The following is a 24,277-nucleotide window of genomic DNA, read 5'->3' on the forward strand; positions in this document are numbered from 1 at the left end:
CCACCGGTCACTAGCGTCCGTGCCGTTTACTAGCGCAGGGAGCGCTAGTAAACGGCACCGGGGCTAGTCAACGCATGCGGGGTCTGACAGCGGGCGCGGCCGGGGTCGGCGCGGGCGTCAGGAGCCGCGCAGTGCCGTGACGGGTTCGATGCGGGCGGCCCGGCGGGCGGGGTACCAGCCCGAGACGAGGCCGACGAGGGCACCGAGCAGCGCGCCGCCCACCGCGGCGAGCGGATCGACCACGGGCACCCACTGCTGCACGACCGCGACGGCGACCACGGCGAGCACCCCGAGGGACGCGCCGATGAGACCGCCGAGCAGGCCGATCACGACCGACTCCAGCACGAACTGCGCCGAGATCTGCCGCCGCGTCGCCCCCAGCGCACGGCGCAGACCGATCTCCCCCACCCGCTCCATCACCGACATGAGCGTGACGTTCGCGATCCCCACGCCGCCCGCGAGGAGGGCCACGAGTCCGAGCGCGATGAACACGAGGTTGACGTCGGCGCGCACGCTGTCGCTGAGCTCGGATCGCCCGGCGGGCGCCCGCACGTCGATGGTCTCGGGCGATCCGGGCGCGAGCGCGAGCCCCGCCTGCTGCGCGACCTGCGGGCCCGCGCCCACGACGATGCGCGCCTGCGCCGAGGCCGGAGCCGGCAGCCCGAAGTCCGCGCGGGCGCTGCCCGTCGGGATGATGATGCTGTCCAGCAGATCGGCGCGCGTGACGGGGCTGTCGAGCGTGCCGATGACGGCGTACGCCACGCCGTCGATGAAGATCGACGGCTGCCGGTCGACGCGCTGCACGGCGAGCCGCTCCGCGGCGCGCACGCCGAGCACCGCGACGCGATCGCCGCGCGCGTCGTGCCCCGCGTCGAAGAAGCGCCCCGCGATGATCCGCGCCTCGACCACGTCGACGAGGCCTTCGGAGGCCGCGACGACGGGCGGCGGCGCGGCGGCCGGAGCGGACGGGTCGTTCACCGGCACGGCGGTCACGGTCGCGCCCTCCGCGAGCACCACGTCGGACACGAGCGCGGCGCGTTCGACCCCCGCCAGGCGCTCGACGCGGGCGGGGGCGTCCCACGGCAGGGCGCCGGTCGCAACGGTGCGTCCGCCGCCGGTGCGGGCCTCCGCGGGCGAGATGACGACCTGCGTCGACGCCGCCGCCTGGAACTGGTTCGCGATCTGGCCGGCGGCGGTCTGCGCGAACCCCACCGTCGCGACGAGCGAGCCGATGCCCAGCACCGTGCCGAGCACCGTCATCACGAGGCGACCCGGTCGCGAGCCGATGTCGTTGGTCGCCTCGACCACCAGGTCCTGGAATGTGAAGCGGTCCGCGCGCGGAACCTCCTCCACCAGCCCGCCCGCGAAGCCCTCGGCGGGGGCCTCGCGGTCGCGACGTCTCCGGCCGATCCAGGCCCACGGGCGACGGCGCTTCGGAGCCTCGGGGGCCGGGGCGCTCATGCGACCTCGCTCAGCCGGCCGTCCGCGATGCGGATGCGCCGTCGCGCGCGATCGGCGACCGCTCGGTCGTGCGTGATCACGACGAGCGTGAGGCCCTCGTCGTTGAGCTCCTCGAAGAGGTTCATGACCTCCCGGCCCGTCGCCTGGTCCAGGTTGCCGGTCGGCTCGTCGGCGAGCAGCAGGCGGGGCCCGCTCACGACGGCGCGCGCGACCGCGACGCGCTGCCGCTCACCGCCCGAGAGCGAGCCGGGCCGGAACTCCAGTCGGTGCCCGAGCCCCACGCGCTCGAGGGCGCGCCGAGCGCGCTCCTCCCGCTCGGCGCGCGGTACGCCGCTGTAGAGCATCGGGACGAGCACGTTGTCGAGCACCGTGCGGCGCGGCATCAGGTGGAAGGCCTGGAAGACGAAGCCGATGAAGCGCGCCCGCACGGCTGCGCGCTCGTCCTCGTTCAGCGCGCCCGTGTGCGTGCCCGCCAGCCGGTACTCCCCGACGCTGGGGCGATCCAGGAGGCCCAGGATGTTCAGCATCGTCGACTTGCCGGATCCGCTGGGGCCCACGATCGAGACGTAGTCCCCGGGCGCGAGCGCGAGACTGACGCCCTTGAGCGCCTGTACCTCGGGCGGCCCGGGGAACGAGCGGGTGACGTCGCGCAGCTCGACGAGCGGGGCCGTCACGACCCGACCACCACGAGGTCTCCCTCGGACAGCTCGCCTTCCACGGGGGTGACCTCCACGTAACCGCCGGCCGCGAGACCCGTCTCCACGACCACGAGGCGCGTCTCGGCGCGCGGTCCGTCTCGCGGATCGCCGACCACGACCTCGACGCGCGACTCGCCACCGGGCCCCGCCGTGAGCGCCGCGTACGGCACGGAGAGCACCTCGCCGTCGGTCGCCCCGACCGGGATCTGCACCCGCACGTTGCTGCCCTGCACCTGCTGCATCTGCTCGGGCGACAGCGGCGCTGGCTCGAGCACCACGGTCCACCGGCCGCTGGATCCCGATCCGCGGTCGAGCGAGACGATCCGGGCGGGATGCTCCCCGCCGTCCGGCAGCTCGAAGACCGCCTCGGCTCCCTCCTGCAGCAGGCTCGCATCGGCGTCGGCGACCGACCCGGTCAGGCTCACCGTCGCCCCCGACACGGTCATCGCGGGACCGGAGAGCACCGAGCCCCGGCTCACGGAGACCTCGTCGACGCGGCGCGGCAGCTCCATGAGGTACAGCACCTCGCCGGCCGGCAGGAACGGCTGCACCTCGGCGCGCGCCGCGGCGAGCGCCTCGCGCGCCGCGGTGAGATGCTCCTCGGCCGCAGCGAGGGCCGCGCGCTGCGGCGCGACGTCGCGGGGCGCGTCGAGCTGGCTGCGGCGCAGGCGCGCCAGGTCCAGCTCGTCGCGCAGGTTCCCGATCATCACGACGTCGCCGCTGGCCTGCGCCTCGGCGAGCGCCCGAGCGGCCGCGGCCACGGCGTTGTCGTACTCCTTGACCTCGACCGGCGACGGGCCCTTGCCTGCCTCCTCCAGGTCGCGGCGCGCCGCGGCGACGCCCTCCTCGGCGGAGCGCACCCCGTCCTCGGCGGCGCGCACGGCGTCGGCGGCGCCCTCCCCGGCCGACGGCGGGGTGTACCCGACCTCGGAATAGAGGCGACCGAGTGCGTCGGCCGTGGCCTGGTCGAACACGTCGGAGGTCACGTCGCCGGGGCTCAGTCCGACCTCGGCCAGCGACTGCTTCAACTGGAGCACGTCGGGGCCGGACGCGCCCAGGCGAAGATCCCGGTACGCGGGCAGCTCCCCGGGCAGCACGATCACCGGCCGCCCCGCGATCTCCAGGGCGACCGAGAGCGTGTCGAGGACGTCGCCCGGGCTCGGGACCTGTCCCGTGACCACGGCGGCGCCGGCGATCGACGACGTGTCGAGCGTGAGCTGCGTCGCGTCGACGTACCCGATCTCGCCGCGGATGGTCACGTCGTTGCTGAGGCGGCCGTACTCGACGGGTACGGTCACGAGTCCCGGCGCGGGTGCGTCATCGGAGGCCTCCGCGGGCGCGACCGCGAACCTGCCGAGCGCGAGTCCGGCCACGAGGCTGACCACCGCGACGCCCGCGACGATCCACAGGGTCCGGTTGCCGCGGAACACGCGCGCCCAGCCCGCGACGCGCGCGGTCGATCCGGCGGCCGACGCATCCGCGGCCGCGTCGCCCGCGTCCTCGTCGGGGGTCGCCAGCACCGCGGTCGCCGTGTCCGCTCCCGGGTCCGCGACGAGCTCATCGAAGGCGCCGTCGGCCGGCTGCGCGCCCGCGGACCCCGACTCTGCGGGGGCGCCGGCCGCTCGGGCGTCGTCTGCGCCCCTTCTCCTGCCGATCATGCGTCAGCTGCGCTGCTCTGCCGCGGCCTTGAGGGCGTCCAGCTCGGCGCGGTGGTCCTCGATGAACTGCTCCTCGAGGGCGAACTGGATGCGCTGGCTCTCCGCGCGGTAGTCGGTCTGCTTCCGGCACGCCAGGTCAGCCAGGGCCAGTTCCACCTCGCGCTCCCCCAGCTCCTGCATCGCGGGGTCGTCCCGCGGATCCGGCAGGGACTCCCAGTCGAAGTTCTCCGGGTCCTCGATGTTCTCCCACTGGGACGACTGCTCCTCGTAGAACTTGTTGAGCTCGTCGTAGATCGAGTTCGAGGCGTCGGCCTGCACGCTGAAGCCGGAGTACCCCGCCTCGGTCATGCAGTCGGCCCACGCGGCGTTCAGCTCGCTCATCCCGGGGGCGGTGTCCAGGTTCATCCAGAGCCCGTCCATCGCCTCGAACAGCGACGCGAACTCCTCCGACTCGTAGAGGCTCTCCTCCCCCGTGCCGCGCACCTGGTGGTCCGCCCAGCCGTAGCAGCCGTGGTCCTCCCACCTGTACTCGTAGTGCATCTCCTCGTCGCCGGGCTGGGGCTCCTCCATGCGGCCGTGCAGGGTCTCCCAGTAGGCCGCCTGCTCCGACTCGGACAGCGATTCGATGTAGTCCTGGTTGGGGTCCACCCACACCTCGTCGTCCCCCAGCGGCGGGTCGTCCTGACCCGGCCAGTTGACGGCGCCGTACCCCCACTGGGACACCCACTCCTCCGACTCGGGATCCCACTCCGCGCCGGACGAGTAGCTGACCGAGCTGGACTGCGGCACGTACTCGAAGCCCTCCTCCGCCATGCACTCGGCGATGAGCTTCTGGATCTCCGCCTCCTCGCGCTCGTGGCGCTCCTGCCACTCCTCGTCCGACAGGTTCGAACCCCACACGGCGGACAGGTACTCGCTGAGCGGCGACTCCGCGTCGGAGTCGGAGCCTCCGTCCTGGGGCGAGCATGCGGTCAGCCCCAGGCCGAGGGCCGCGACGGCCGCGAGCAGCGTGAGGGAGCGGGATCGAGGCATGGCGGTTCTTTCTTTCTCGCGACGGCATCGTGCCATCGCCGCGATCCGGCGCGCACCGCAGGCGGGGGGACCATGGGCGGGGAACCGGAGAGGAGCAACTGCCCCTCACTCTGTTTGTGTCACGAGAACGCCGTTTCGCGACACTGCGGCAGCACACGTTACCGATTTGTTATTCGCCTGTTCAGGCTCTCGTCGAGAAAAGCGCGTGTCCCAGACTGCGATTCGCGCGCGGGATCACGGCTCCCCGGCGACTCACAGCGCGGAACGCGCCGCGGCGAGGAGAGCCGCCGCCGCCGTATCGCGCTCGGCCGCCGATGGCGCCCCGAGGATGACCACGATGATGTGCTCGTCTGAGCCCTCGGCCACCGGCGCCGTGACCACGATCGAATGGCCGGCGGCGTCGGTCATGCCGGTCTTGAGGCCGTCCACGCCGCCGAATCTTCCGAGCAGCCCGTTGGTGTTGACGTAGGTCCGGGGCGGCGAACCCTGCGCCGACGCGATCCTGGTCTCCGGCATCTCGACGATCTCGCTGATGAGCGGATCGGCCAGCGCGAGCCGGGACAGAGCGATGAGATCCCGCGCCGTCGCTCTCGTCTCCGGCGCCATTCCCGTCAGATCCGCCAGCTCGATCCCGTCCAGCCCGTTGTCGCGGAGCCACTCCCGCGCATGGTCGAGAAACTGCCCTTCGTCGCCCGACACGAACCTCGCGAGCGAGCGCGTGTGGTTGTTCGACGATGCGACCAGGGCGGCCTCGAGCATCTCCCGATACGTAAGGGCGGACCCGGCCGAGACGTCGATGACAGCGCCGCCCGCCGCCCGCTCGTGAGCCGCGATCACCTCGTCCGTCGAGTCGAACACGTGCCACCCTTGCAGGGCGCCGCCGTCCGGGGGCACGAGATCGAGCGCGACGAGCGCCACGACGAGCTTCGCGATGCTTCCCATCGCACGCGGCCCCTCGGATCCGGGTCCGCCCACCACGGCCTCGCCGACGGCCACCGATGCCACGCCCCTCGTTGGCCAGGGCAGATCCCGGCCATCGAGCGCCGGGCGCGCCGGTGCGAGAACGAGCACGAGGGCCAGCACGAGCCCCAGCACGCCCGCACCGGCAAGGCCCGCGCCGAGCTGCACCCGGTGTGCGCGCAGGCCGGGCATCGCGCCCTGCCGCCCCGATGCCGCACGATCGCCGCTCTCTCGTCGCCGGAGCACCGGACGCGCATTTCCCATGGTCCCTCACCATAAAGCCGCAGTCCAGAAATGACGAAGCTGAGACGTTGCGGGCGGATCGAGACGAATCGCGTCGCGCCTTCTTATATCGATATTCCGCCATCTCGTGGAAATCTTGAGCAGAAATTGCGGTTCGGTTCGTCGGTGTCAGGTGGTCTCGAAAATCGAAAACCGATAGACACTTTGGAGGGCATAGCGGCCGCGTGTCGCGATCCGCCTTCGCGGGACCCGCCCGCGACACCCAGGAGGAAGAACGTGTACCTTGCCGCGCTCGCGCATACCCGTCCGTCCAGACCCCGCGCGCGGAACATCCGCACCGCCCTGGTATCGCTCGTCGCCGCCGCGCTGCTGCTGAGCAGCACGAGCGGGGCCGCCTTCGCGTCGACGGAGGCGCCGCCGGCCCCGCCCGCGGCGTCGATCTCGGGCACGGTCACGGACGACTCCGGCGCGCCTGTCGCCGGCGCCGAGGTCACCGTGCTCGCGGCAGACGGTTCGCAGTCCGCTCAGGCCCTCACCGTCTCCGACGGCGGGTACACGGCAACCGGACTGGTCCAGGGCGACTACATCGTTTCGGTCGCCGCCGCGGGATACGAGGCGCGGTTCTTCCCCGGTGTGCCGACGCTCGCTCAGTCGACCGCGGTGACGGTGGACGCGGGCGAATCGCTCGTCCAGGTCGACCTCACCCTCTCCGCGGTCACGGCCGCCGCCACGCCATCCGAGGCCGCCGTAGGCCCCAGCGATCCCGCCTCCACCGCCGACCCCGTCTCCTCAGACGACGAGGCGGCGCACACCGCCTCGCGCGCGCCGCATGGCGCCGCTGACACTCCGGTCGACCCCAGCTCCGCCGCGGCCGCGGAGCCTGGCGCCGCCTCCACAGACGTCGCCGTGCCCACCTACGGGTTCTCCGGTCGTGTGACCGACCGGGCCGGAGATCCGATCGCCGACGTGCGGATCATTCTGACCGGGTTCTACGCAGGCGGTCACGTGGAGAGCACGTCGACGCAGTCCGGATCCGACGGCCGCTACGAGGTCGATGGACTGCGGCCGGGCAACTACTCGGTGTCGTTCAGCCGGAGCGGGTACACGAACGAGGCCCATCACGACGTGTGGATCAGGGACTCCGGTTACACCGATTTCGATGTTGTCCTCGAGCGCCAGGCGACGCTGACCGGCGTGGCCCTGACTCCTGAGGGCGACCCCGTGCCGTCTGTGCGCGTCGATCTCTACACCGTTGACGGCCGAGTGGCGACGAGCTCCTGGTTCTGGGGCGGTGCCGCGTTCGCCGTCGGAGTGCCCGCCGGATCCTACTTCGTCGTCGCCTCCAACCTGGCCGGAGGCGAGCTCGCCGACACCTACTACCCCAGCTCGCTGAACGCCGCGTCCGCGACCCTCGTCACCGTGGCAGAGGGCGAGCGCCTTGAAGGCCTCGACATCACCCTCCGCAAGGGCTACAGCATCAGCGGCACTCTGACGCCCGTGGAGGCCGCGATGAGCGGTAACTTGACTGTCACGGCCACTCCGACGTCCGGCGCGGGAAGCCGCAGTGCGACGGCCGACGCCGACGGGAGCTATACCATCGTGGGGCTCAACGAGGCGGACTACGTCCTCAGCGCATCCGGGCGACACGACGGCATCTCCTACCACGGATACTTCGGCAGCGTCCTGTACCCCGGTACGCACGTGTCCGTCACTGACGCGGACGTGACCGGGATCGACATTCATCTGCTCGGCCGGGGCTCGATCTCGGGGACGATCAGCGCGCCGGCGGCCGATTCGCCCGTGTCCCAAACGCTCATGACCGCTTACCGCTGGAACGGCGCGACGTGGGACGAGACGCTGTCGACGACGGGGTGGGGAAACTACTCTCTCGGTTCCGGACACACCCTGTCCGAGGGCGAATACACCGTGGCCTTCACCGACCCGGGTCCCCCTCGCGGCGTCCACCCGTCGGACTGGGAATACGCGTACTGCCCCCAGTACTGGAACGGCAAGGGCACACTCGACTCGGCGGATCGGTTCGCCGTGGAGCCCGGCCGCACCACAACCGGCATCGACGCTGAGTTGAGGCTCAAGAGCGAGGGGTGCGCCGACGTCGGCGCGATCACGCCGGGCGAGCCGGCCATCTCCGGACACCCCGAGGTGGGCCAGCCCCTGACCGCCGACCCCGGCACCTGGGAGCCGGCCCCCGTCGAGCTCGCGTACCAGTGGCTCGCGGACGGCCTGCCGATCGCCGGGGAGACGGACAGCACGTTCACTCCGGCACCGGCCCACGCCGGCGCACGCATCGCGGTCACGGTGACCGGTTCCCGCCCCGGGTATACGCCGGTCTCCGCGACGAGCCCGGAGACCGCACCCGTCGACGAGCCGTCGCTGACGGCGGGGACGCCCTCCATCAGCGGCGATCCGATCGCCGGGAGTGTGCTCACCGCCACGCCGGGCACGTGGTCCCCTCTCGATGCCGCCCTCTCGTACCAGTGGGCCGCGGACGGCGTGCCGATCGGTGGCGCGAACGGCACCACGTTCATCCCCGGAGAGTCCGAGGTGGGCAAGCGCCTGACCGTCACGGTCACCGGCACCATGCCCGGCTATCGGTCGGCCGCGGCAACGAGCGCGGAGTTCGGACCGATCGTCCCCGCGGGGCTGCCCGACCTCAGCCCCGGCACGCCGCGCATCACCGGCGACGCGCGCGTCGGAAGCACGCTGACCGCCGAGCCGGGCGAGTGGGGTCCGCAGGGCGTCGCGCTCACCTACCAGTGGCTCGCCGACGGCGCCGCGATCGCCGGGGCGACGTCCGCGACGTACGAGCCGACGGCGGCGGATCTCGGCGCACGCCTGTCCGTGACCGTCTCCGGGTCGCTGCCGGGCTACACCGGGGCGAGCCGGACCTCGTCGGAGGTCGGTCCGGTGGCCGAGGGCGTGATCGACGCGGGAACGCCGCGCCTCTCCGGCGATCCGCGCGTGGGAGCCGAGCTGCGCGTCGACCCCGGCGTCTGGTCCCCGGGCGACGTCGAGCTCCGCTACGCCTGGTACGCCGACGACGTCCTGATCGAGGGCAGCACCGGGCCCGCATACGTCCCTGGGACGGCGGACGTCGGCAAGGTGCTGCGCGTCGAGATCAGCGGCTCGAAGACCGGTTACGCCACGGCGACGCGTTCGGTGACGAGCGCGGCGGTGCAGCCCACGATCTCCGTCGACCACGCGGCGCCGTCGCCGGGCGCACAGGTCACGGTGAAGGGCGAGGGATTCGTTCCCGGGGAGACGGTGCGCATCGAGCTTCACTCGCAGCCGACGCTCCTCGTCACCACGCAGGCCGGACCCGACGGCGCCTTCACGGCACGAGTGACGATCCCGGTGGCGACCGCGCCCGGGGCGCACACTCTCGTCGCGATCGGCGAGAGCGGCCGCACCGCGAGCATCCCGGTCACGGTCGGGGCGGTCCCGGGCACGGACACGCCGGGCACGGACACGCCTGGCACGACGGACCCCGGTCCCGCCGCGCGCGGACCGGAGACGCCGCCGCGGCTCGCGGCCACGGGCGGGGCGCTTCCCCTCGCGCTCGCCGTTGCCGGCATCCTGTTCCTGATCGCCGGCGCGAGCGTGATCGGGACGCGCACGAGATCGCAGCGCGCTCGATGAGCGGTGGCCGGTCGGGTGCGGGCCGTGCCCGCACCCGACCGGCCCGCGCCGTACTCCCGGCGTCGGTGCCGCCGGACCAGCGCACGCACCCGGCCCGTCCATCCACGGGGCGGGCCGCCACGGGGCGGACCGGCGGGCGACACCGTCCCGCGCACGTCGCGCTCGCCCTCGTGTGGGTCGCGCCCGTCCTTCTGCTGCCGGGCCTCGCCCACCGCTGGGGATGGCCCACCCTGGTCGCCGCGGTCGTCGCCGTCCTCATCGCGCTGTGGGCACCGCCCGCCGGCCGCCTTCCGCGCTGGCTCCTGGTCTCCCTCGCCGTCATCGCAGGCGGCCTGCTGGTGTCGGCAACGCTCAGCGCGGATCCGTGGGGGTCCCTGTTCGGAAGGGCTCCGCGCTACGAGGGACTCGTCGCCCTCCCGGTCCTCATCGGCGGGACCTGGCTGGGCGCTCGCCTGCTGGGCCCTCAGGCGGACTCGTCCGCGTACCGGTCGGCGACGACCGCCATGTCGCTCGCCGCCGCCGCGCTCGGAGCGATCGCGCTGCTGGAAGCCATGGGGCTGCGTCCGATCGACACGGATCTGGCACGGCCGGGTTCACTCGCCGGCAACGCGACCGACCAGGGGATCCTGGGTGCCCTGTTCGCGGGCGTCCTCGCGCACGTGATCATCGGCACCTGGCGCCGGGTCGGCCGGCTCGCCTGGTGGCCTGTGTGCGGGGTCCTGGGCGGAACGATCGCCCTGACCACCTCGGCCTCGCGAGCCGCCCTCGTCATGGCTGTCCTCATCGCGGGCTCGCTCGTCGCCCGCATCGTCCTGACCGCCCGCCGCAGGGCGCGTGCGGGTGCGCTGTGTGCGGCGCTGCTCGGGGCGGTCGCGGCCACGGTCCTGGCGATACCGGCCGTCCGCGCGCGCGTCCTCGGCACGGATGCCCTCGCGTCGAAGACGGTGCAGGATCGCTTCACGATCTGGCAGGACGCGCTGGAGCTCATCGGCGCCCGGCCGTGGACCGGATTCGGGCCGAGCGGCTATATGGACGCCGTCACCGCGGTCTACGACGAGGACTGGTACCGGCACGTCGCCGCGCCCGACCATGTGCTCGACTCCCCGCACAACGTCCTCCTGCAGCTCGCCGTCGCAGGCGGCGTTCCGATCGCGCTGCTCGCCCTGGGGCTGTTCCTCGCGGTCTGGATCGCAGGCCTCCGGGCCGTCCGCTCCGCCGACGGGGTTCGGTCCGATCTGCTGATCGGGGCGCTCACGGTGCTCCCGGCGGCCGGCATCGCCCTCCTGACGACCCCGACGTCGCCGAAGACGCTGCTCCCGCTCGCTGTGCTCGCCGGTGTGCTGGTTGCCCCGTCCGCGGCGTCGGCCGTCGCGCCGGCGCGACGCTGGGTCGCACGGGTCCTGGTCTCGATCTGGCTGGCGCTGCTTCTGTCGTGGACCATCGCCGACGCCCACCTTCTCGCCGGCACCCGTGCGGCGATGTCCGGGCGGGCCTCCGACGCCGATTCGGCGTTCAGCGTCGCCGCGTCGTTGCGTCCGTGGGATGCCGACATCCCGCTGACCGCCGCCCGGGCTCTCGGCGGCGCTCTGGTCAACGGCATGAGCGGCGCGTCCGACGCGGCTCGGGCCTGGTCGGCACGCGCGGCCGAGCGGCTGCCCGCCTCCGCGGCGGCGCAGGAGATCGCCGGGGCGATCGCACTCGAACGTTCCGAGTTCGACCTCGCACGCGCCCACCTGGAGTCCGCCGCGGCCCTGTCGCCGACCAATCCGCGCATCGCGCACGCGCTGGGTCTCGCGTCCTTCGCCGCGGGAGATCTGGAGCAGGCCCGAGCCGCGCTGCGCGATGCCGCACGCCTGGCCCCCGATTCGGAGGAGACCCGCCGCGCGCTCGTGGACGTCTGCACGCGGTTGAACGACCGGGCATGCGTCGCCGACGCGATCCGGTGAAGCAGTCCCCTACAGCGCCCGCGGGTGGCTCGTGACGTAGACGTCTCGCAGAGTGTCGACCGTCAGATGCGTGTAGATCTGTGTGGTCGCGACCGAGGCGTGGCCCAGCAGCTCCTGCACGACGCGCACATCGGCGCCGCCCTGCAGCAGGTGCGTCGCGAACGAGTGCCGCAGGGTGTGGGGCGACACGTGGGCGGAGAGCCGGGCCGCCTCGGCCGCCGCGCGGATGATGAGCCACGCGCTCTGACGCGACAACGGGCCGCCGCGCGCGCCCAGGAACAGGCGCGGACTCGCCTTCCCCCGCGACGCGAGATCGGGGCGCACGCGCGTCAGGTAGGCGTCGAGCGCCGCGCGCGCGTACGAGCCGACGGGAACGATGCGCTCCTTGGAGCCCTTGCCGCGCAACCGCAGGATCTCACCCGTCGCGAGGTCGTCCACGTCGAGCTGGACCGCTTCGGACACGCGCGCTCCCGTGGCGTAGAGCAGTTCGAGCAGGGCGCGGTCCCGGATCCCGAGCGGCTCCTCCGGCGAGGGTGCCTGCAGCAGGCGCTCGACCTGGTCCACGGTGAGCGCCTTGGGCAGCCGGCGAGGCTGCCGCGGCGGTCGCAGGCGCTGCGTCGGGTCGGCGTCGGCGACGCCCTCCCGCGCGAGGAAGCGGTGCAGTCCCCGGACGGACGACTGCAGTCGCGCGAGAGAGGATGCCGCGGGCGGCGGATCGGCCGAGGCGCGCTCCGCCGCGAACGCCGCCACCAGGGCGGGTGTCACCGCGCTCGTGTCGGACACTCCTCGCCCGGCCAGCCACGTGGCGTATCCGCTCAGGTCGCGCCGGTAGGCGGCGACGGTGTGGTCCGACAGTCCCCGCTCCAGCGCGATGTGCCGGAGGTAGGCGTCGACGGCGCGTTCGACGCGCACGTCACTCCCCCGGCGCGGCGCCCCCGCGCAGCCGCTCGGCCGCGAGCAGCACGCCGAGCATCATGGCGCCGTTGACGACACGGCCGCTGCGCACGGCCGCCACCGCCTCGTCGAGCGGCACCCACGCGATCCGGATGTCGGCTTCCTCGGCGTCGCGCGCGAAGGTCTCGCCCGACGACGTCAGGCCGGTCGCGAGGTACAGGTGGATGATCTCGTCGCTGCCGCCGGGCGTCGGCGCCATCCGGCCGAGCTTCTCCCAGTGCGCCGCGTGGAGATCCGCCTCCTCCGCGAGCTCCCGCTTCGCCGTCTCGAGCGGGTCCTCGCCCGCCACGTCGAGCAGACCCGCCGGGACCTCCCAGTCGCGCATGCGGATCGGATGCCGGTACTGCTGGATCAGCAGCACGCGGCCCGCGTCATCGACCGCGACGACCGCGACGGCGCCCGTGTGGTCGACGTAGTGCCGCACGAGTTCGTGTCCGTTGTATGCGAACCGGTCCTCGCGCACGTCCCACACGCGGCCCTCGTACACGGCGCGCGACTCGCGCACCTCGACCTCGAACGGCTCGTCCCGCACGTGCGCGGACGCGGCGGCCTCGTCGCCCACGTCAGGCGCTCTCGACCTCGAAGAGCTCGCTCGCCCGGTGCCGCTCGACCGCGGCGCCGACGAGGCCGCGGAACAGCGGGTGCGGGTTCGTCGGCCGCGAGCGCAGCTCCGGGTGCGCCTGGGTGGCGACATAGTACGGGTGCACCTCGCGCGGCAGCTCGACGAACTCGACCAGGTCGAGGTCGGGGTTCAGGCCCGAGAACGACAGCCCGGCCTCGGCGATCCGGTCGCGGTAGGCGTTGTTGACCTCGTAGCGGTGGCGGTGGCGCTCCTGCACCTCGGTCGCGCCGTACGCCTCCGCGACGAGCGATCCCTCTGCCAGCCGAGCCGGGTACATCCCGAGCCGCATCGTGCCGCCGAGGTCGCCGCCCGCGAGGATGTCGACCTGCTCCGCCATCGTGGCGATGACGGGGGCCGTCGTATCGGGGTCGAACTCCGTGGACGACGCGTCGGCGATCCCGGCCACGTTGCGTGCGTACTCGATCACCATGCACTGCAGGCCGAGGCACAGGCCGAGCGCCGGGATCCCCTGCTCGCGCGCGAAGCGCAGCGCGCCCAGCTTCCCCTCGATGCCGCGGATGCCGAAGCCGCCGGGCACGCAGATCGCGTCGAGGTCGCCGAGCTGCTTGGCGGCGCCCTCGGGCGTCTCGCACGTGTCGGAGGGCACCCAGCGGATGTTGACCTTGACGTCGTGGGCGAAGCCGCCGGCCTTGAGCGCCTCCGTCACCGACAGGTAGGCGTCGGGCAGGTCGATGTACTTGCCCACCAGGCCGATCGTGACCTCGTGCTTGGGGTTGTGCACCGCCTGCAGCACCGTGTTCCAGCGCGTCCAGTCGACGTCGCCCGCGGTCAGGCCGAGCCGGCGCACGATGTACGAGTCCAGCCCCTGCTCGTTGAGCGTGGAGGGGATGTCGTAGATGCTGGGCAGGTCGACCGTGTTCACGACGCCCTCGACGTCGACGTCGCACATGAGCGCGATCTTGTTCCGGTTGGCCGCGCTCACGGGACGGTCGCTGCGCAGCACGAGCGCGTCGGGCTGGATGCCGACCTGGCGCAGCGCCGCGACGGAGTGCTGCGTGGGCTTGGTCTTCTGTTCCCCCGACGCGCCCATGAACGGCACGAGCGAGACGTGCACGAAGAACACGTTGTCGCGGCTGAGCTCGTGGCGCAGCTGGCGCGCCGCCTCGAGGAACGGCTGCGACTCGATGTCGCCCACCGTGCCGCCGACCTCGGTGATGATCACGTCCGGGCGGGGCTCGTCCTGCGCCTGCAGGCGCATGCGGCGCTTGATCTCGTCGGTGATGTGCGGGATCACCTGCACCGTGTCGCCGAGGTACTCGCCGCGGCGCTCGCGCGCGATCACCTGCGAGTAGATCTGGCCCGTCGTGACGTTGGCCGCCTCGCTGAGGTTGATGTCGAGGAAGCGCTCGTAGTGGCCGATGTCGAGATCCGTCTCGGCGCCGTCGTCCGTGACGAACACCTCGCCGTGCTGGAACGGGTTCATCGTGCCCGGATCGACGTTCAGGTACGGATCCAGCTTCTGCATCACGACGTGCAGACCGCGGGCGGTCAGGAGGTTGCCGAGACTGGCCGCCGTGAGCCCCTTGCCCAACGAGGAAACGACACCGCCCGTCACGAAGATGTGCTTGGTGGTGTCGTTCTTGCGTCCCGCGTCAGGTGTCTGCATCACGGGCTTCTATCCTAACAGTCCGGTGTCCACGTCCGCCTCGCTCGGCGCTTGCCCGATATCGTGTCACGCCCGGGGCTCACGGGCCAGCGGCGCGGCGGCCGGATGCGCCCTCCGCCCGAGTGCGCGTCGCCACGAGCGACCAGATCGCTGCGGCGACGCTCCCGAGGAACAGGAGGCCGAACACCGCAAAGGCGGGCTCGTCCCCGGACCAGTCCGCGGTCATCCACACGAAGACCGGCAGCTGCGCCGCCGCGGCGGCCGGAGCGAGCCCGCGCGCCAGGTCTCGCGCCAGCCCCCGGCGGAGACGACGCCCGCGCGCGATGCCGATGGCCGCGGGCGCGAGCACGGCCGCCACCAGGACGCCCATCAGGACGAAGGGGGTGATCCGCCAGCCGGCCCAGAGCAGCCAGGGCACACGGTCGGGCTCGGCGACCGCGCCCTCGGGAAGCAGCAGGCGGAAGCCGACGTGGCGGTGGTCGTCGCCCGGGTCCGGCTCCATCCGGTACGTCACCGTGTCCCCTGCGGAATCGACCGCGTCGGCGGGTCGCACGCTCGCTTCCTCGCCGGGGCGGTGGTCCAGCGCCCCGGCCTCGTCCGCGGCCTCGGCCAGCTCGCGCGGCAGGGTGAGCGATGCCGCGACGCGCTCGACCTCCACGCTCTCGCCGCCGAGATCGAGCAGCCCGTCCCATCCCCAGCCCCAGCCGGGGTCCAGCGCGCTCCAGCGGAGCTCGTCGCGCCAGGCGCCGTCGGCCCACACTGTGCTGACGGGCGCCTCGAGGCGGTACGACACCACGACGTCGTGCTCCCCGGCCCACCCGTCGGCCAGGGTCGTGCGCAGGAGCATCTTGCCCTGCAGGCGCTCGGTCTGGAACGGCACCTCCGCGCCGTCGATCGACACGCTCGTGACCGTGAGTGCGAGGTCCTTCCCGGTGGGGCGATCGGTCCACTGCCGCATCACCTGCGGGACATGGCGCGTGCCGTCGGCCACAGCGACCGCGAGGCGCTCCTCGACCTCGAGCACGAGGCCGCCGTCGGCGTCCCGGCCGACCACGGCGGCCGCCTCGAACTCGCGGACGAACATCCCGTAGGAGCCGGGGAGGTCCCCCCACACGGCGTCGTCGGGCGGGCGGACGGTCGGCGAGGCCACGAGGGTCGCGAGGAGGAAGGCGGCGACGACGAGCAACACGGAACCGGTCCGCACGGCGAGACGGCCGCCGCCGAGGAAGTCGGGATCGGCTCTGACGTCGCGGGGCACCCCCGCGTCGTCCAGGGCGCGGCGCACGATGGCCGCGGCGCGGCGGGGGCGCGAGAACATCACCGCGTACGGAAGCAGCGGGTCCCGCAGCGTTCCCCGGTCGGCCACGCTCGTCTGCTCGACGAAGAGCCGCAGACCCAGCAGGTGCTCGCGAACGAAGGCGCCCGGGCGCGTGAGCGGGCGCGCCGACAGCGCCAGAACGAGCACCGCGCCGGCGAGCAGGAAGGCCAGCGCGACGACGGCGACGGGCCACCAGTACACGCTGAGCGGGAACTGGTGCGACAGCTGCCGGGCCAGGCCCAGCTGCAGGGTCGGCAGGGCGAGGGACGCGCCGATGAAGTTGTCGCGCACGTAGCCGCGCGGCACGCGGCGCAGGCGGCGCGAGAACTGCTCGCGCCACGCGGGCGCCCGCAGGTACTCGGTCCAGGCACGGGGCCAGTTGCCGAGCCGCCCGGCACGGTGAGTCTCGCGCACGAGGTCTCGCCGGGCGCGCGTGCCCGCGCCCGCTCCGCCGCGGTACGCGGCGAGCGCGCGCACGAGCGGCGCCGTGCCGACCGCGCGCCACACGCGCGCGGCGAGCTCCGGGCCGACATCGCGCTGCGGTGCGGACTGCGGCACGTACCACGCCCGCCCACGAGCGTCGCCCCAGGCGACGGCGCGCGCAGCGAGCGCGAGGAGCAGCGCGACTCCGGCGAGCAGCAGCGGCACGAACGGACCCACGACCATCACCCAGTACAGCGGCGACGGCGCGGGCATCGCGATGGTTCCCGGCTCGAAGTGGAACCGGAACCAGAACTGACTGTGCGGGGGCAGGCGCTGGTCGTTGGACATCGCGTACGTGACGGTGGTCGCAGTCTCGTCGTCGGGCGTGAGCGCCGTGCTGTCGGATACGAGCAGCCAGGCGATCCCTCCGCGCGGCTGCCGCGCAGACGCGTCCGCGAGCGCGCGCGGGAGCGTGATGGTGACGGATGCGGACGCGGTCCCGTGCGCCCAGTCCGGGCCGAACGCGTCCCAGTCGAGCGCCTGGGTCCACTGCCGCGTGGATTCGTCGAACGCGTCATAAGCGAGGTCGTGCAGGACGTACCGGAGAACGACGCGGTGCTCCCCCGTGAGGGCGTCGTCGCTCTGGACCGCGAACTCCACCCGCGTCGCCCCGCGGTCGACGCCGGCTCGCACGGCCGTGCCGTCGAGCTCGGCGGAGACGAGTTCGGGACGTACGTCGTGCCCCTCGTACTGGCCGAGGACGACACGCTCGATCCGCCGTTCCTCGACGCCCTCGGGGATGTGCACGTCGATGCGTTCCTCGACGTCGACGCGAAGGCGGCCGTCGTCGTCCTGCGCGACGGTGTAGTCCGCGTGGAAGTCGCGCGCGATCCACGTCTCGGCGCCCGTCCGCGCGGCATCCAGGTAGTCCTCGAACCCCCGGGGCTCGTTGATGACCGGACCGACCAGCAGCAGCACGCCGATCGCGGCGACGACGGCCCACGTCGCGGCCGCGAGAAGCCGGGAGCGTCGCGAGCCGCGCGCGCGGGCGCGTGCCTCCGTGCGCAGCAGCCACGCCGAGAGCCGGCGATACAGCGGCGTCGGGCGGCGCTGCTCCAGACGGATCGCACCCCCGGGCGGGTCCTCCGGAGATCCGCCCGTGCCGTCGCGGCCGGTCATCGGCGCACGGTGCCGGTCATCGGCGCACGGTGCCGAGGTCCAGCAGCTCGCGGGCGTGCGTGAGGGCGGCCTCCGAGTCGGTCAGGCCGGACAGCAGGCGCGCCATCTCCGCCTCGCGTTCGGCGCCCTCCAGCCGCGTCACGCTCGACGACGTCACCGACCCGTCGTGAGCCTTCACGACGCTGAGGTGGTTGCCGGCGAACGCCGCCACCTGCGCCAGGTGCGTGACCGCGATCACCTGCGAGGACTCGGCGAGCCTCGCCAGGCGACGGCCCACCTCGATCGCGGCCGCCCCGCCGATGCCCGCGTCGACCTCGTCGAAGACGAAGGTGGGCACCGGATCGGTTCCGGCGATCACCACCTCGATCGCGAGCATCACTCGGCTCAGCTCTCCGCCGGACGCTCCCTTCGCGACGGGCCGGGGCTCCGCGCCCGGGTGGGGCGCGAGCAGCAGCGCGACCTCGTCGCGCCCGTGGGCCGACTCGGCGCCCTCGCTCACCTCGACGACCAGCCGCGCGTCGGGCATGGCGAGGGCGCGCAGCTCCTCCGACACCGCGTCGGCGAGGCGCGCCGCCGCCTCGGTGCGCGCGGCGGTCAGGGTCGCGGCCCGCTCGTCGAGGAGAGCGCGCGCGTCCGCCAGCTGCGTGCCCAGGCGCTCGATCCGCTCGCCGTCGTCGTCGAGTTCCGCCAGGCGCGCCGAGCCGGACTCGAGCAGGGCGATCGCCGCGTCCAGCGAGCCGTGCGCGCGCACCAGCCCGTTCAGCACCGCGCGGCGCTCCTCCACCGCGGCGAGCTCCTGCGGGCCCGTCTCGTCGAGGTCGGCGAGGAAGCCCGACAGCTCGACCGCGGCGTCCGCGGCCCGGTAGCCGATGTCGGCGAGCTGCTCGGCGATCGGGGTGAGCGCGGGGTCGTCGACGCGCTCGAGCGCGCGCCGCGCATCGGCCAGCAGCGTCGACACGTCGATGCCGCCCTCCTCGCTCGACAGCGCCTCCCGCGCCAGGGCGGCCGCCGCGCGCAGTTCCTCGGCGTTCGCGAGCCGTTCGGCGCGCTCGGCGAGGGCCGTGTCCTCGCCGGGCTCCGGGGCCGCCTGCTCGATCTCCGCGAGCGTCTCCCGCAGCGTCTCCGCCTCCGCGGCGCGCGCGGCCCGATCGGCGACCAGACCCGCGAGCTCGCGATCCAGCCCCCGCCACGTGTCGTACGCCTCGCGATACGCGGCGAGCGCCTCGCGCACCGGTTCGCCGGCGAAGCGGTCCAGGGCGTCGCGCTGGGCGGCCGCCGACCTCAGGCGCAGCTGGTCGGACTGGCCGTGCACGACCACGAGCGCATCCGCGAGCTCCGCGAGCACTCCCGCGGGCGCGGTCCGGCCACCGACGCTCGCGCGGCTGCGTCCCTCGGCGAGCGTGCGCGACAGGTACAGCTCGGCGCGGCCGCCACCGATCGGCTCGAGGTCGCCACCGGCCTCCCGCACGCGATCGGCGACCTCGCCCTGCTCGGGCACGATCCAGACGCCCTCGACCGACGCCTGGGCCGCGCCCGCGCGCACGGCGCCCGAATCGGCGCGCTGCCCGAGCAGCAGGCCCAGCCCCGTGACGACCATCGTCTTTCCGGCGCCGGTCTCCCCCGTGATCGCCGTGAACCCCGGGCCGAGCGGCAGGACCGCGTCGCTGATGACGCCGAGGTCGCGCAGCCGCACCTCTTCGATCATCCGTTCACCTCCCGGTAGGAGCGGCATGCCGCCGCAGGGGGCCCATCCGTCGCGTGCGATCCGGAGCCCACGGAGCAGTACCGGGCTCTCACGCCGGCTCCTCCGGCAGCGGCGGCTCGACCGAGTCGATCACGCCCGTCGCCGTCGGTCCCACGGGGCCTCGCCAGCCGGTGACCGACAGCTTGAACTTGCGCACGAGCCGATCCGTGAACGCCGCCGGATGCAGGCGCGCCAGGCGCACGGGGCGCAGCGAACGCCGCACCGACACGCGCGCGCCGGGCGGCAGCGGGTGCGAGCGGCGACCGTCGCACCACAGCACCGCGGAGGCACCCGTCCCCTCCAGCACCTCCACCGCGACCGCGTGCTCGGGGCCGACCACGAGCGGGCGCGCGAACAGCGCGTGCGCCGACAGTGGTACGACCGCGATCGCCTGCACGGTCGGCCAGATGACGGGTCCGCCGGCGGAGAAGTTGTAGGCGGTCGATCCGGTCGGCGTCGCGATCACGACGCCGTCGGCGCCGAACGTCGACAGCGGCCGCCCGTCGATCTCCATCACGACCTCGATCATGCGCTCGCGGCTGTCCTTCTCGACCGTGGCCTCGTTGAGGGCCCACGTCTCGTAGACGACGCGACCCGACCGGTCCTTCACCCGCACGTCCAGCGCCAGGCGCTCCTCCACGACGTAGTCGCCCTCGATCGCGCGATGCACCGCCGCGTCCATCGCGTCGCGCTCGATCTCCGCGAGGAAGCCGACATGGCCCATGTTGATCCCGAGGACGGGGGCGGTGCCGGCGCGCACCAGCTCGGCCGCGCGCAGGATCGTGCCGTCCCCGCCCAGCACGATCGCCAGATCGATGTCGGCCAGCGCGATGTCGGTGCCGAGCTCGGGGACCTCGCCCAGCACGGGCGCGATCGCGGCGAGCTCCGCGCGGTCCTCCGACGCGAGCACGGGGACGGCGCCGGACGAGCGCAGCAGTCCGACGACGCGCACCGCGGCGTCGACCGTGTCGTCACGGTGGGCGTGCGCGACCACCAGGATCTTCCGCTCGCTCATCGTCCTCCATCCGCACCGCCGGCGCAGCACCGGTCGATCGTGGTCTTCCATTCTGTCGGATCCGAGCCTCGCCCCGGGGCGACGTGCACAAGCACCTCGACGTTCCCGTGCGTCCCCTGGATGGGAGACGCCAGGACGCCCAGGGTGCCCATGCCGGCATCCCGCGCGCTGAACAGCACCTCGGTCACGGCATCCGAGCGCAGGCCGGGATCCGTCACGACTCCCCCGCGCACGCGGGTGCGTCCGACCTCGAACTGCGGCTTCACGAGCAGCACGACGTCCGCATCCGGGGCGGCGACCCGCGCGACGGCGGGAAGCACGTGGGTGAGTGAGATGAACGACAGGTCGCCCGTGATGACGGACGGGGCGGCAGTCACCCCGCTGGCGGCGGCGAGCGTCTCCGCGGTCATGTGGCGGACGTTGAACCCCTCGACCACCCGTACCTCCGCGTCGAGCGCGACCTGCGGGGCGAGCTGGCCGTGACCGACGTCGACGGCGAGCACCGGCTCCGCGTCGCGCTCGCGCAGCACCTGCGTGAAGCCGCCGGTCGACGCCCCCATGTCGAGCGCGACGCGGCCGGCCGGGTCGATCCCGAATCCGTCGAGCGCCCGGACGAGCTTGTGCGCGGCCCGGCTGACGTAGTGGTCGAGCGCGGTGACCGTGATGTCGGCAGCCGCGTCGACACGCAGCGACGCCTTGGCCGCGACGCGGCCGCCGACCAGGACGCGGCCCGCCTCGATCAGCGCCGCGGCATGTGTCCGCGAGCGCGCCAGTCCGCGGGCGGCGAGGGCGGAGTCGAGGCGCGAGCTCATTCGCGCGGCGACGACCCGCCGGGATCCGCGGGCCCCTGCTCCAGACGGCGCGCCAGCTCGTCGTGCAGGCTCGCGTATGCGGCGGCCCGATCGGCCAGCGGCTGCGCCTCGATGATGCGCACGCGGCTCACCAGGCCCTCGCCGGGTCCGTCGTCGGTCGCCTCGCTCACCCCTCCAGCGTACGGCTTCGACGCGGTCCGGCGCCGGTGCTCACGCCGGCGCTTCGCGGCGCGTGGTGTGTCAGCGCCGCGGCGAGAGGAACGGGTCGGCGGTGAGGCGCTCGGGCACGCGGAACCCGAAGATCTGGCGGCCGGTGTCCCAGATGGCCTTCGCGGCCGCGCGCAGCAGGTCGATCGGAGCGCCCTCGGAGACGATGCGCACGTCGGGTCCGTCGATGCGAACCGCCGCGTCGCGCACCCACACGGTGTCGCCCTTCACGCGGGCAACCGGGTACGGCTCGAACAGCTCGCGCAGGTCGGACAGGATGTACGTGGGGCGCCCGTCCTTCGGCGCGGCGAGCACGTGCTTGGGGCGGTCGATGCCCGTGAGCACGAGCGCGGAGGGCACTCCGGCGCGGTTCGCCCCCAGGATGTCCGTGTCGAGCCGGTCGCCGAGGAACAGCGGCGACTTCGCCGAGAAGCGGGCCACGGCCTCGTGGAAGATCGGCGCCTCGGGCTTCCCCGCGACCGTCGCGAGCCGCCCGACGGCCGTGTGCACGGCGGACACCAGCGTGCCGTTGCCCGGCGCCACGCCGCGGGCCTGCGGGATCGTCCAGTCCGTGTTGGTGGCGATCCACGGGATGCCGCCGTCCTCCTCGGGCACCTGCAGCGCGTAGGCGGCCTCCGCGAGCTCGACCCACGAGACCTCGGGCGCGAAGCCCTGCACGACCGCCGCCGGGTCGTCGTCGGCGCTGCGCGTCACCACGAAGCCCGCCTTCTCGACCTCGACGACGAGACCCTCACCGCCCACGACGAGGATCGTCGATCCCGCCGGAAGCCGGTCCGCGAGCAGGCGCATCGCTGCCTGGGGACTCGTGACGACCTCGTCCGGCCGCGTCGGCAGGCCCAGCTCGGCGAGGTGCGCGGCGACGGCTGCGTCCGTGCGGGAGGCGTTGTTGGTGATGTATCCGAGCCGACGCCCGCCGTCTGCGGCCCGACGGAGGCTCTCCACGGCATGCGGAATCGGCCCGGGCCCCGCGTAGACCACGCCATCCAGGTCGGCGAGCACGACATCGACGCCCTCGATCGGCGCCGGGCCGGTCTTCTTAGAAAAGAGCGCCATCGGGTCGGTCCCCCTCCTCGCTGTCCGCGGCGGTCCCCTCCCCGCTGCCCGGTTCGGCCGCCGTCTCGATGGCGGACGAGCCATCCGCCTCGCCGGCGCCCGCTTCCGGGGCGCCATCGACCTCGGCGAGGATCTCCGCGACCTCGTCCTCGACCGTCAACTCGTCCTCGTCCTCGACCGTGACGTCCTCGCCCGCGATCTCGGCAGGCGCTTCGGCCGATTCCGTCTCCTCGCCGACCTCGTCCCCGTCGTCGGACGAATCGAGGTCCACGGGCAGCTGCTCGGTGTCGGCGTCGTCGAGCTCGACGATGTCGAACTCGTCCTGGTCGCCGCCCAGCACCTCCTCCGCGATCTCGGCGCGACGTCGCCACTGCGCGGCCTCGTCCTTCAGGCAGAGGTCCTCGAGCACGTTCGCCCGGGCCGCGAACAGGCCGGGACTCCACTCGAACGCCCGATCGGGGTCGAGTTCGGGGATGTCCAGCTCGACGAGCGCGAGCTGCGTCTGTCCCAGGTCGAGGCGCGCACCGGACATCGCGATCGCGAGCTCGACGCGCACGGACGCGGACAGCGTGTCGCGGTCGACCGCGCGGCCCTCCTCCAGCGCCCGCTCGGGACGCCCCATGCCGCGCTCGCTGTCGACGATGAGCGCGATGAGGTCGTCTCGTCCCGTGATGCGACGGTGCGTCCTCAGCTCGCGCAGCGCGAGCGCATAGTCGCCGATCGTGTAGGCGGTGATGGCGAGCGTCTCGCGCGCGACCGCCACGCGGCCGGCATGGCGAACCGCCGCGAGGGCGTGCTCGTGCGCGAGCTCGGGGGCCTCGTCGAGGCTCCGTGCGGCCATCGCGAGGTGCCGCGCCACGCGCTCCGCATTCTCCTTGCTCAGCGTCTTCAGCTCGTTGCGCGCGGAGCCGGGAAGGTCACGTGCCTGGATCTCGTCGGGAAGGGGCGGGTCCGGGATGCGCACAGACTCCGGGGGACGCGAGCCGGTGCGGCCGTCGTCTCGGCCGCCGTCGCGGCGTGCGGCGGGACGACGATCACCGAAGCGCCGGTCGCCGTCGCGCGCCGGACGACGGTCGCCGTCGCGGAACGGACGCGGCCGATCGCCATCACGGGCCGGACGCCCACGCTCACCGTCACGGAACGGACGCCCACGCTCACCGTCGCGGGAAGGGCGTGCACGATCACCGTCGCGCTGGGGACGACCCGATGAGCCCCCGCGCGGAAAACCGGAGCGGTCGTCGTCGCGCTGCGGGCGCCCCGAGGAGGAACCGCGGCCGAAGCCCCGCCGCTCACCATCCCGCTGCGGACGGCGCTCGGCCGAGCTATGGCGCCGCCGTTCGCCATCCCGGTGGGGGCGATCCTCACCGCGGCCATAGCGCGGCTTTTCGCCATCGCGCTGGGGACGCCCGTCGCTGCGGGCACCGCCGGCCCCGCGGGCGCCATCGCGTCCGCCCCGCGGACCGCCGCCCGGGCGCTGCTGAGAAGCGTCGCGGCGATCACCGCGATCCTGTCGCCCACGGTCTGGGCGGTCGCCGTCCTCCGCAGCCATATCCACTCCTCTATACTGCCCGGTAAATGCAGAAGGGCCACCCAGCGTTGGGTGGCCCTTCTGTTAAAGGAAGTCCGGCGGTGTCCTACTCTCCCACA

18 protein-coding genes are annotated in these 24,277 nt (G+C 73.4%); 3 read left to right on the forward strand and 15 right to left on the reverse strand.

What is annotated here, in order from left to right; genetic code table 11:
- Positions 1 to 117 precede the first annotated feature (117 nt).
- From IEX37_RS11050 to IEX37_RS11070, 5 genes are all read right to left on the reverse strand, one after another.
- Positions 118 to 1,461, reverse strand: a complete 1,344-nt coding sequence (locus IEX37_RS11050; RefSeq protein ID WP_188756325.1) for an ABC transporter permease — start codon at positions 1,459 to 1,461, stop codon at positions 118 to 120.
- Positions 1,458 to 2,135 (reverse strand): ABC transporter ATP-binding protein, encoded by a 678-nt coding sequence (locus IEX37_RS11055; RefSeq protein WP_188756326.1) that lies wholly within the window; start codon positions 2,133 to 2,135, stop codon positions 1,458 to 1,460. Before IEX37_RS11055 ends, IEX37_RS11050 begins: the two co-directional genes overlap by 4 nt.
- Positions 2,132 to 3,817 (reverse strand): efflux RND transporter periplasmic adaptor subunit, encoded by a 1,686-nt coding sequence (locus IEX37_RS11060; protein ID WP_229663222.1) that lies wholly within the window; start codon positions 3,815 to 3,817, stop codon positions 2,132 to 2,134. The genes IEX37_RS11055 and IEX37_RS11060 overlap by 4 nt, the downstream gene beginning before the upstream one ends.
- 3 nt (positions 3,818 to 3,820) lie before the next feature.
- Complete coding sequence (locus IEX37_RS11065; RefSeq protein WP_188756327.1) at positions 3,821 to 4,849, reverse strand: ribosome biogenesis regulatory protein; 1,029 nt, start codon at positions 4,847 to 4,849, stop codon at positions 3,821 to 3,823.
- 252 nt (positions 4,850 to 5,101) lie between these two features.
- Positions 5,102 to 6,055 carry a D-alanyl-D-alanine carboxypeptidase family protein gene (locus tag IEX37_RS11070; RefSeq protein ID WP_188756328.1) on the reverse strand — a complete coding sequence of 318 codons (954 nt, stop codon included), beginning with the start codon at positions 6,053 to 6,055 and terminating at the stop codon, positions 5,102 to 5,104.
- Between the two features lie 273 nt (positions 6,056 to 6,328).
- On the opposite strand from IEX37_RS11070, the gene IEX37_RS11075 reads away from it, so the two are divergent.
- Positions 6,329 to 9,709, forward strand: coding sequence for a carboxypeptidase regulatory-like domain-containing protein (locus tag IEX37_RS11075; protein WP_188756329.1), 3,381 nt, complete (start codon positions 6,329 to 6,331; stop codon positions 9,707 to 9,709).
- On the forward strand, positions 9,706 to 11,655 hold the full coding sequence (locus IEX37_RS11080; RefSeq protein ID WP_188756330.1) for an O-antigen ligase family protein: 1,950 nt from the start codon (positions 9,706 to 9,708) through the stop codon (positions 11,653 to 11,655). The genes IEX37_RS11075 and IEX37_RS11080 overlap by 4 nt, the downstream gene beginning before the upstream one ends.
- A gap of 9 nt (positions 11,656 to 11,664) precedes the next feature.
- Here the strand turns inward: IEX37_RS11080 and xerD are convergent, their stop codons facing one another.
- The 10 genes from xerD to IEX37_RS11130 form a co-directional block, all read right to left on the reverse strand.
- Complete coding sequence (gene xerD, locus IEX37_RS11085; protein WP_188756331.1) at positions 11,665 to 12,567, reverse strand: site-specific tyrosine recombinase XerD; 903 nt, start codon at positions 12,565 to 12,567, stop codon at positions 11,665 to 11,667.
- Between the two features lies 1 nt (position 12,568).
- A complete protein-coding gene (locus tag IEX37_RS11090; RefSeq protein ID WP_188756332.1) occupies positions 12,569 to 13,171 on the reverse strand; it encodes an NUDIX domain-containing protein in 603 nt (200 codons plus the stop codon).
- Between the two features lies 1 nt (position 13,172).
- Positions 13,173 to 14,858: a CTP synthase gene (pyrG, locus tag IEX37_RS11095; protein ID WP_188756348.1), complete on the reverse strand. Its 1,686-nt coding sequence runs from the start codon at positions 14,856 to 14,858 to the stop codon at positions 13,173 to 13,175.
- Positions 14,859 to 14,937: 79 nt separating this feature from the next.
- Positions 14,938 to 17,778 (reverse strand): DUF2207 domain-containing protein, encoded by a 2,841-nt coding sequence (locus IEX37_RS11100; protein ID WP_188756333.1) that lies wholly within the window; start codon positions 17,776 to 17,778, stop codon positions 14,938 to 14,940.
- Positions 17,779 to 17,794: 16 nt separating this feature from the next.
- Positions 17,795 to 19,483, reverse strand: a complete 1,689-nt coding sequence (recN, locus tag IEX37_RS11105) for a DNA repair protein RecN (RefSeq protein ID WP_188756334.1) — start codon at positions 19,481 to 19,483, stop codon at positions 17,795 to 17,797.
- Positions 19,484 to 19,571: 88 nt separating this feature from the next.
- A complete protein-coding gene (locus IEX37_RS11110; protein ID WP_188756335.1) occupies positions 19,572 to 20,537 on the reverse strand; it encodes an NAD kinase in 966 nt (321 codons plus the stop codon).
- Positions 20,534 to 21,349 (reverse strand): TlyA family RNA methyltransferase, encoded by an 816-nt coding sequence (locus IEX37_RS11115; protein ID WP_188756336.1) that lies wholly within the window; start codon positions 21,347 to 21,349, stop codon positions 20,534 to 20,536. Before IEX37_RS11115 ends, IEX37_RS11110 begins: the two co-directional genes overlap by 4 nt.
- Positions 21,346 to 21,519: a hypothetical protein gene (locus tag IEX37_RS11120; protein ID WP_188756337.1), complete on the reverse strand. Its 174-nt coding sequence runs from the start codon at positions 21,517 to 21,519 to the stop codon at positions 21,346 to 21,348. The genes IEX37_RS11115 and IEX37_RS11120 overlap by 4 nt, the downstream gene beginning before the upstream one ends.
- 70 nt (positions 21,520 to 21,589) lie before the next feature.
- A complete protein-coding gene (locus tag IEX37_RS11125) occupies positions 21,590 to 22,630 on the reverse strand; it encodes an HAD-IIA family hydrolase (protein WP_188756338.1) in 1,041 nt (346 codons plus the stop codon).
- On the reverse strand, positions 22,614 to 23,594 hold the full coding sequence (locus tag IEX37_RS11130) for a hypothetical protein (protein ID WP_188756339.1): 981 nt from the start codon (positions 23,592 to 23,594) through the stop codon (positions 22,614 to 22,616). Before IEX37_RS11130 ends, IEX37_RS11125 begins: the two co-directional genes overlap by 17 nt.
- A gap of 360 nt (positions 23,595 to 23,954) precedes the next feature.
- Here IEX37_RS11130 and IEX37_RS15980 point away from each other — a divergent pair.
- A partial coding sequence (locus IEX37_RS15980) for a hypothetical protein (RefSeq protein WP_229663223.1) occupies positions 23,955 to 24,277 on the forward strand: 323 nt, incomplete at its 3' end.

The sequence above is a fragment of the Microbacterium album genome, assembly GCF_014643695.1.
Lineage (GTDB): Bacteria > Actinomycetota > Actinomycetes > Actinomycetales > Microbacteriaceae > Microbacterium > Microbacterium album.

Excerpts from the sequence above, each read along its gene's own strand:
- recN (WP_188756334.1), bottom strand. The coding sequence starts at position 19,483 with ATGATCGAAGAGGTGCGGCTGCGCGACCTCGGCGTCATCAGCGACGCG.
- IEX37_RS11125 (WP_188756338.1), bottom strand. The coding sequence starts at position 22,630 with ATGGCGCTCTTTTCTAAGAAGACCGGCCCGGCGCCGATCGAGGGCGTC.
- IEX37_RS11115 (WP_188756336.1), bottom strand. The coding sequence starts at position 21,349 with ATGAGCTCGCGCCTCGACTCCGCCCTCGCCGCCCGCGGACTGGCGCGC.
- IEX37_RS11060 (WP_229663222.1), bottom strand. The coding sequence starts at position 3,817 with ATGATCGGCAGGAGAAGGGGCGCAGACGACGCCCGAGCGGCCGGCGCC.
- IEX37_RS11110 (WP_188756335.1), bottom strand. The coding sequence starts at position 20,537 with ATGAGCGAGCGGAAGATCCTGGTGGTCGCGCACGCCCACCGTGACGAC.
- IEX37_RS11065 (WP_188756327.1), bottom strand. The coding sequence starts at position 4,849 with ATGCCTCGATCCCGCTCCCTCACGCTGCTCGCGGCCGTCGCGGCCCTC.
- IEX37_RS11080 (WP_188756330.1), top strand. The coding sequence starts at position 9,706 with ATGAGCGGTGGCCGGTCGGGTGCGGGCCGTGCCCGCACCCGACCGGCC.
- IEX37_RS11050 (WP_188756325.1), bottom strand. The coding sequence starts at position 1,461 with ATGAGCGCCCCGGCCCCCGAGGCTCCGAAGCGCCGTCGCCCGTGGGCC.
- pyrG (WP_188756348.1), bottom strand. The coding sequence starts at position 14,858 with ATGCAGACACCTGACGCGGGACGCAAGAACGACACCACCAAGCACATC.
- IEX37_RS11100 (WP_188756333.1), bottom strand. The coding sequence starts at position 17,778 with ATGACCGGCCGCGACGGCACGGGCGGATCTCCGGAGGACCCGCCCGGG.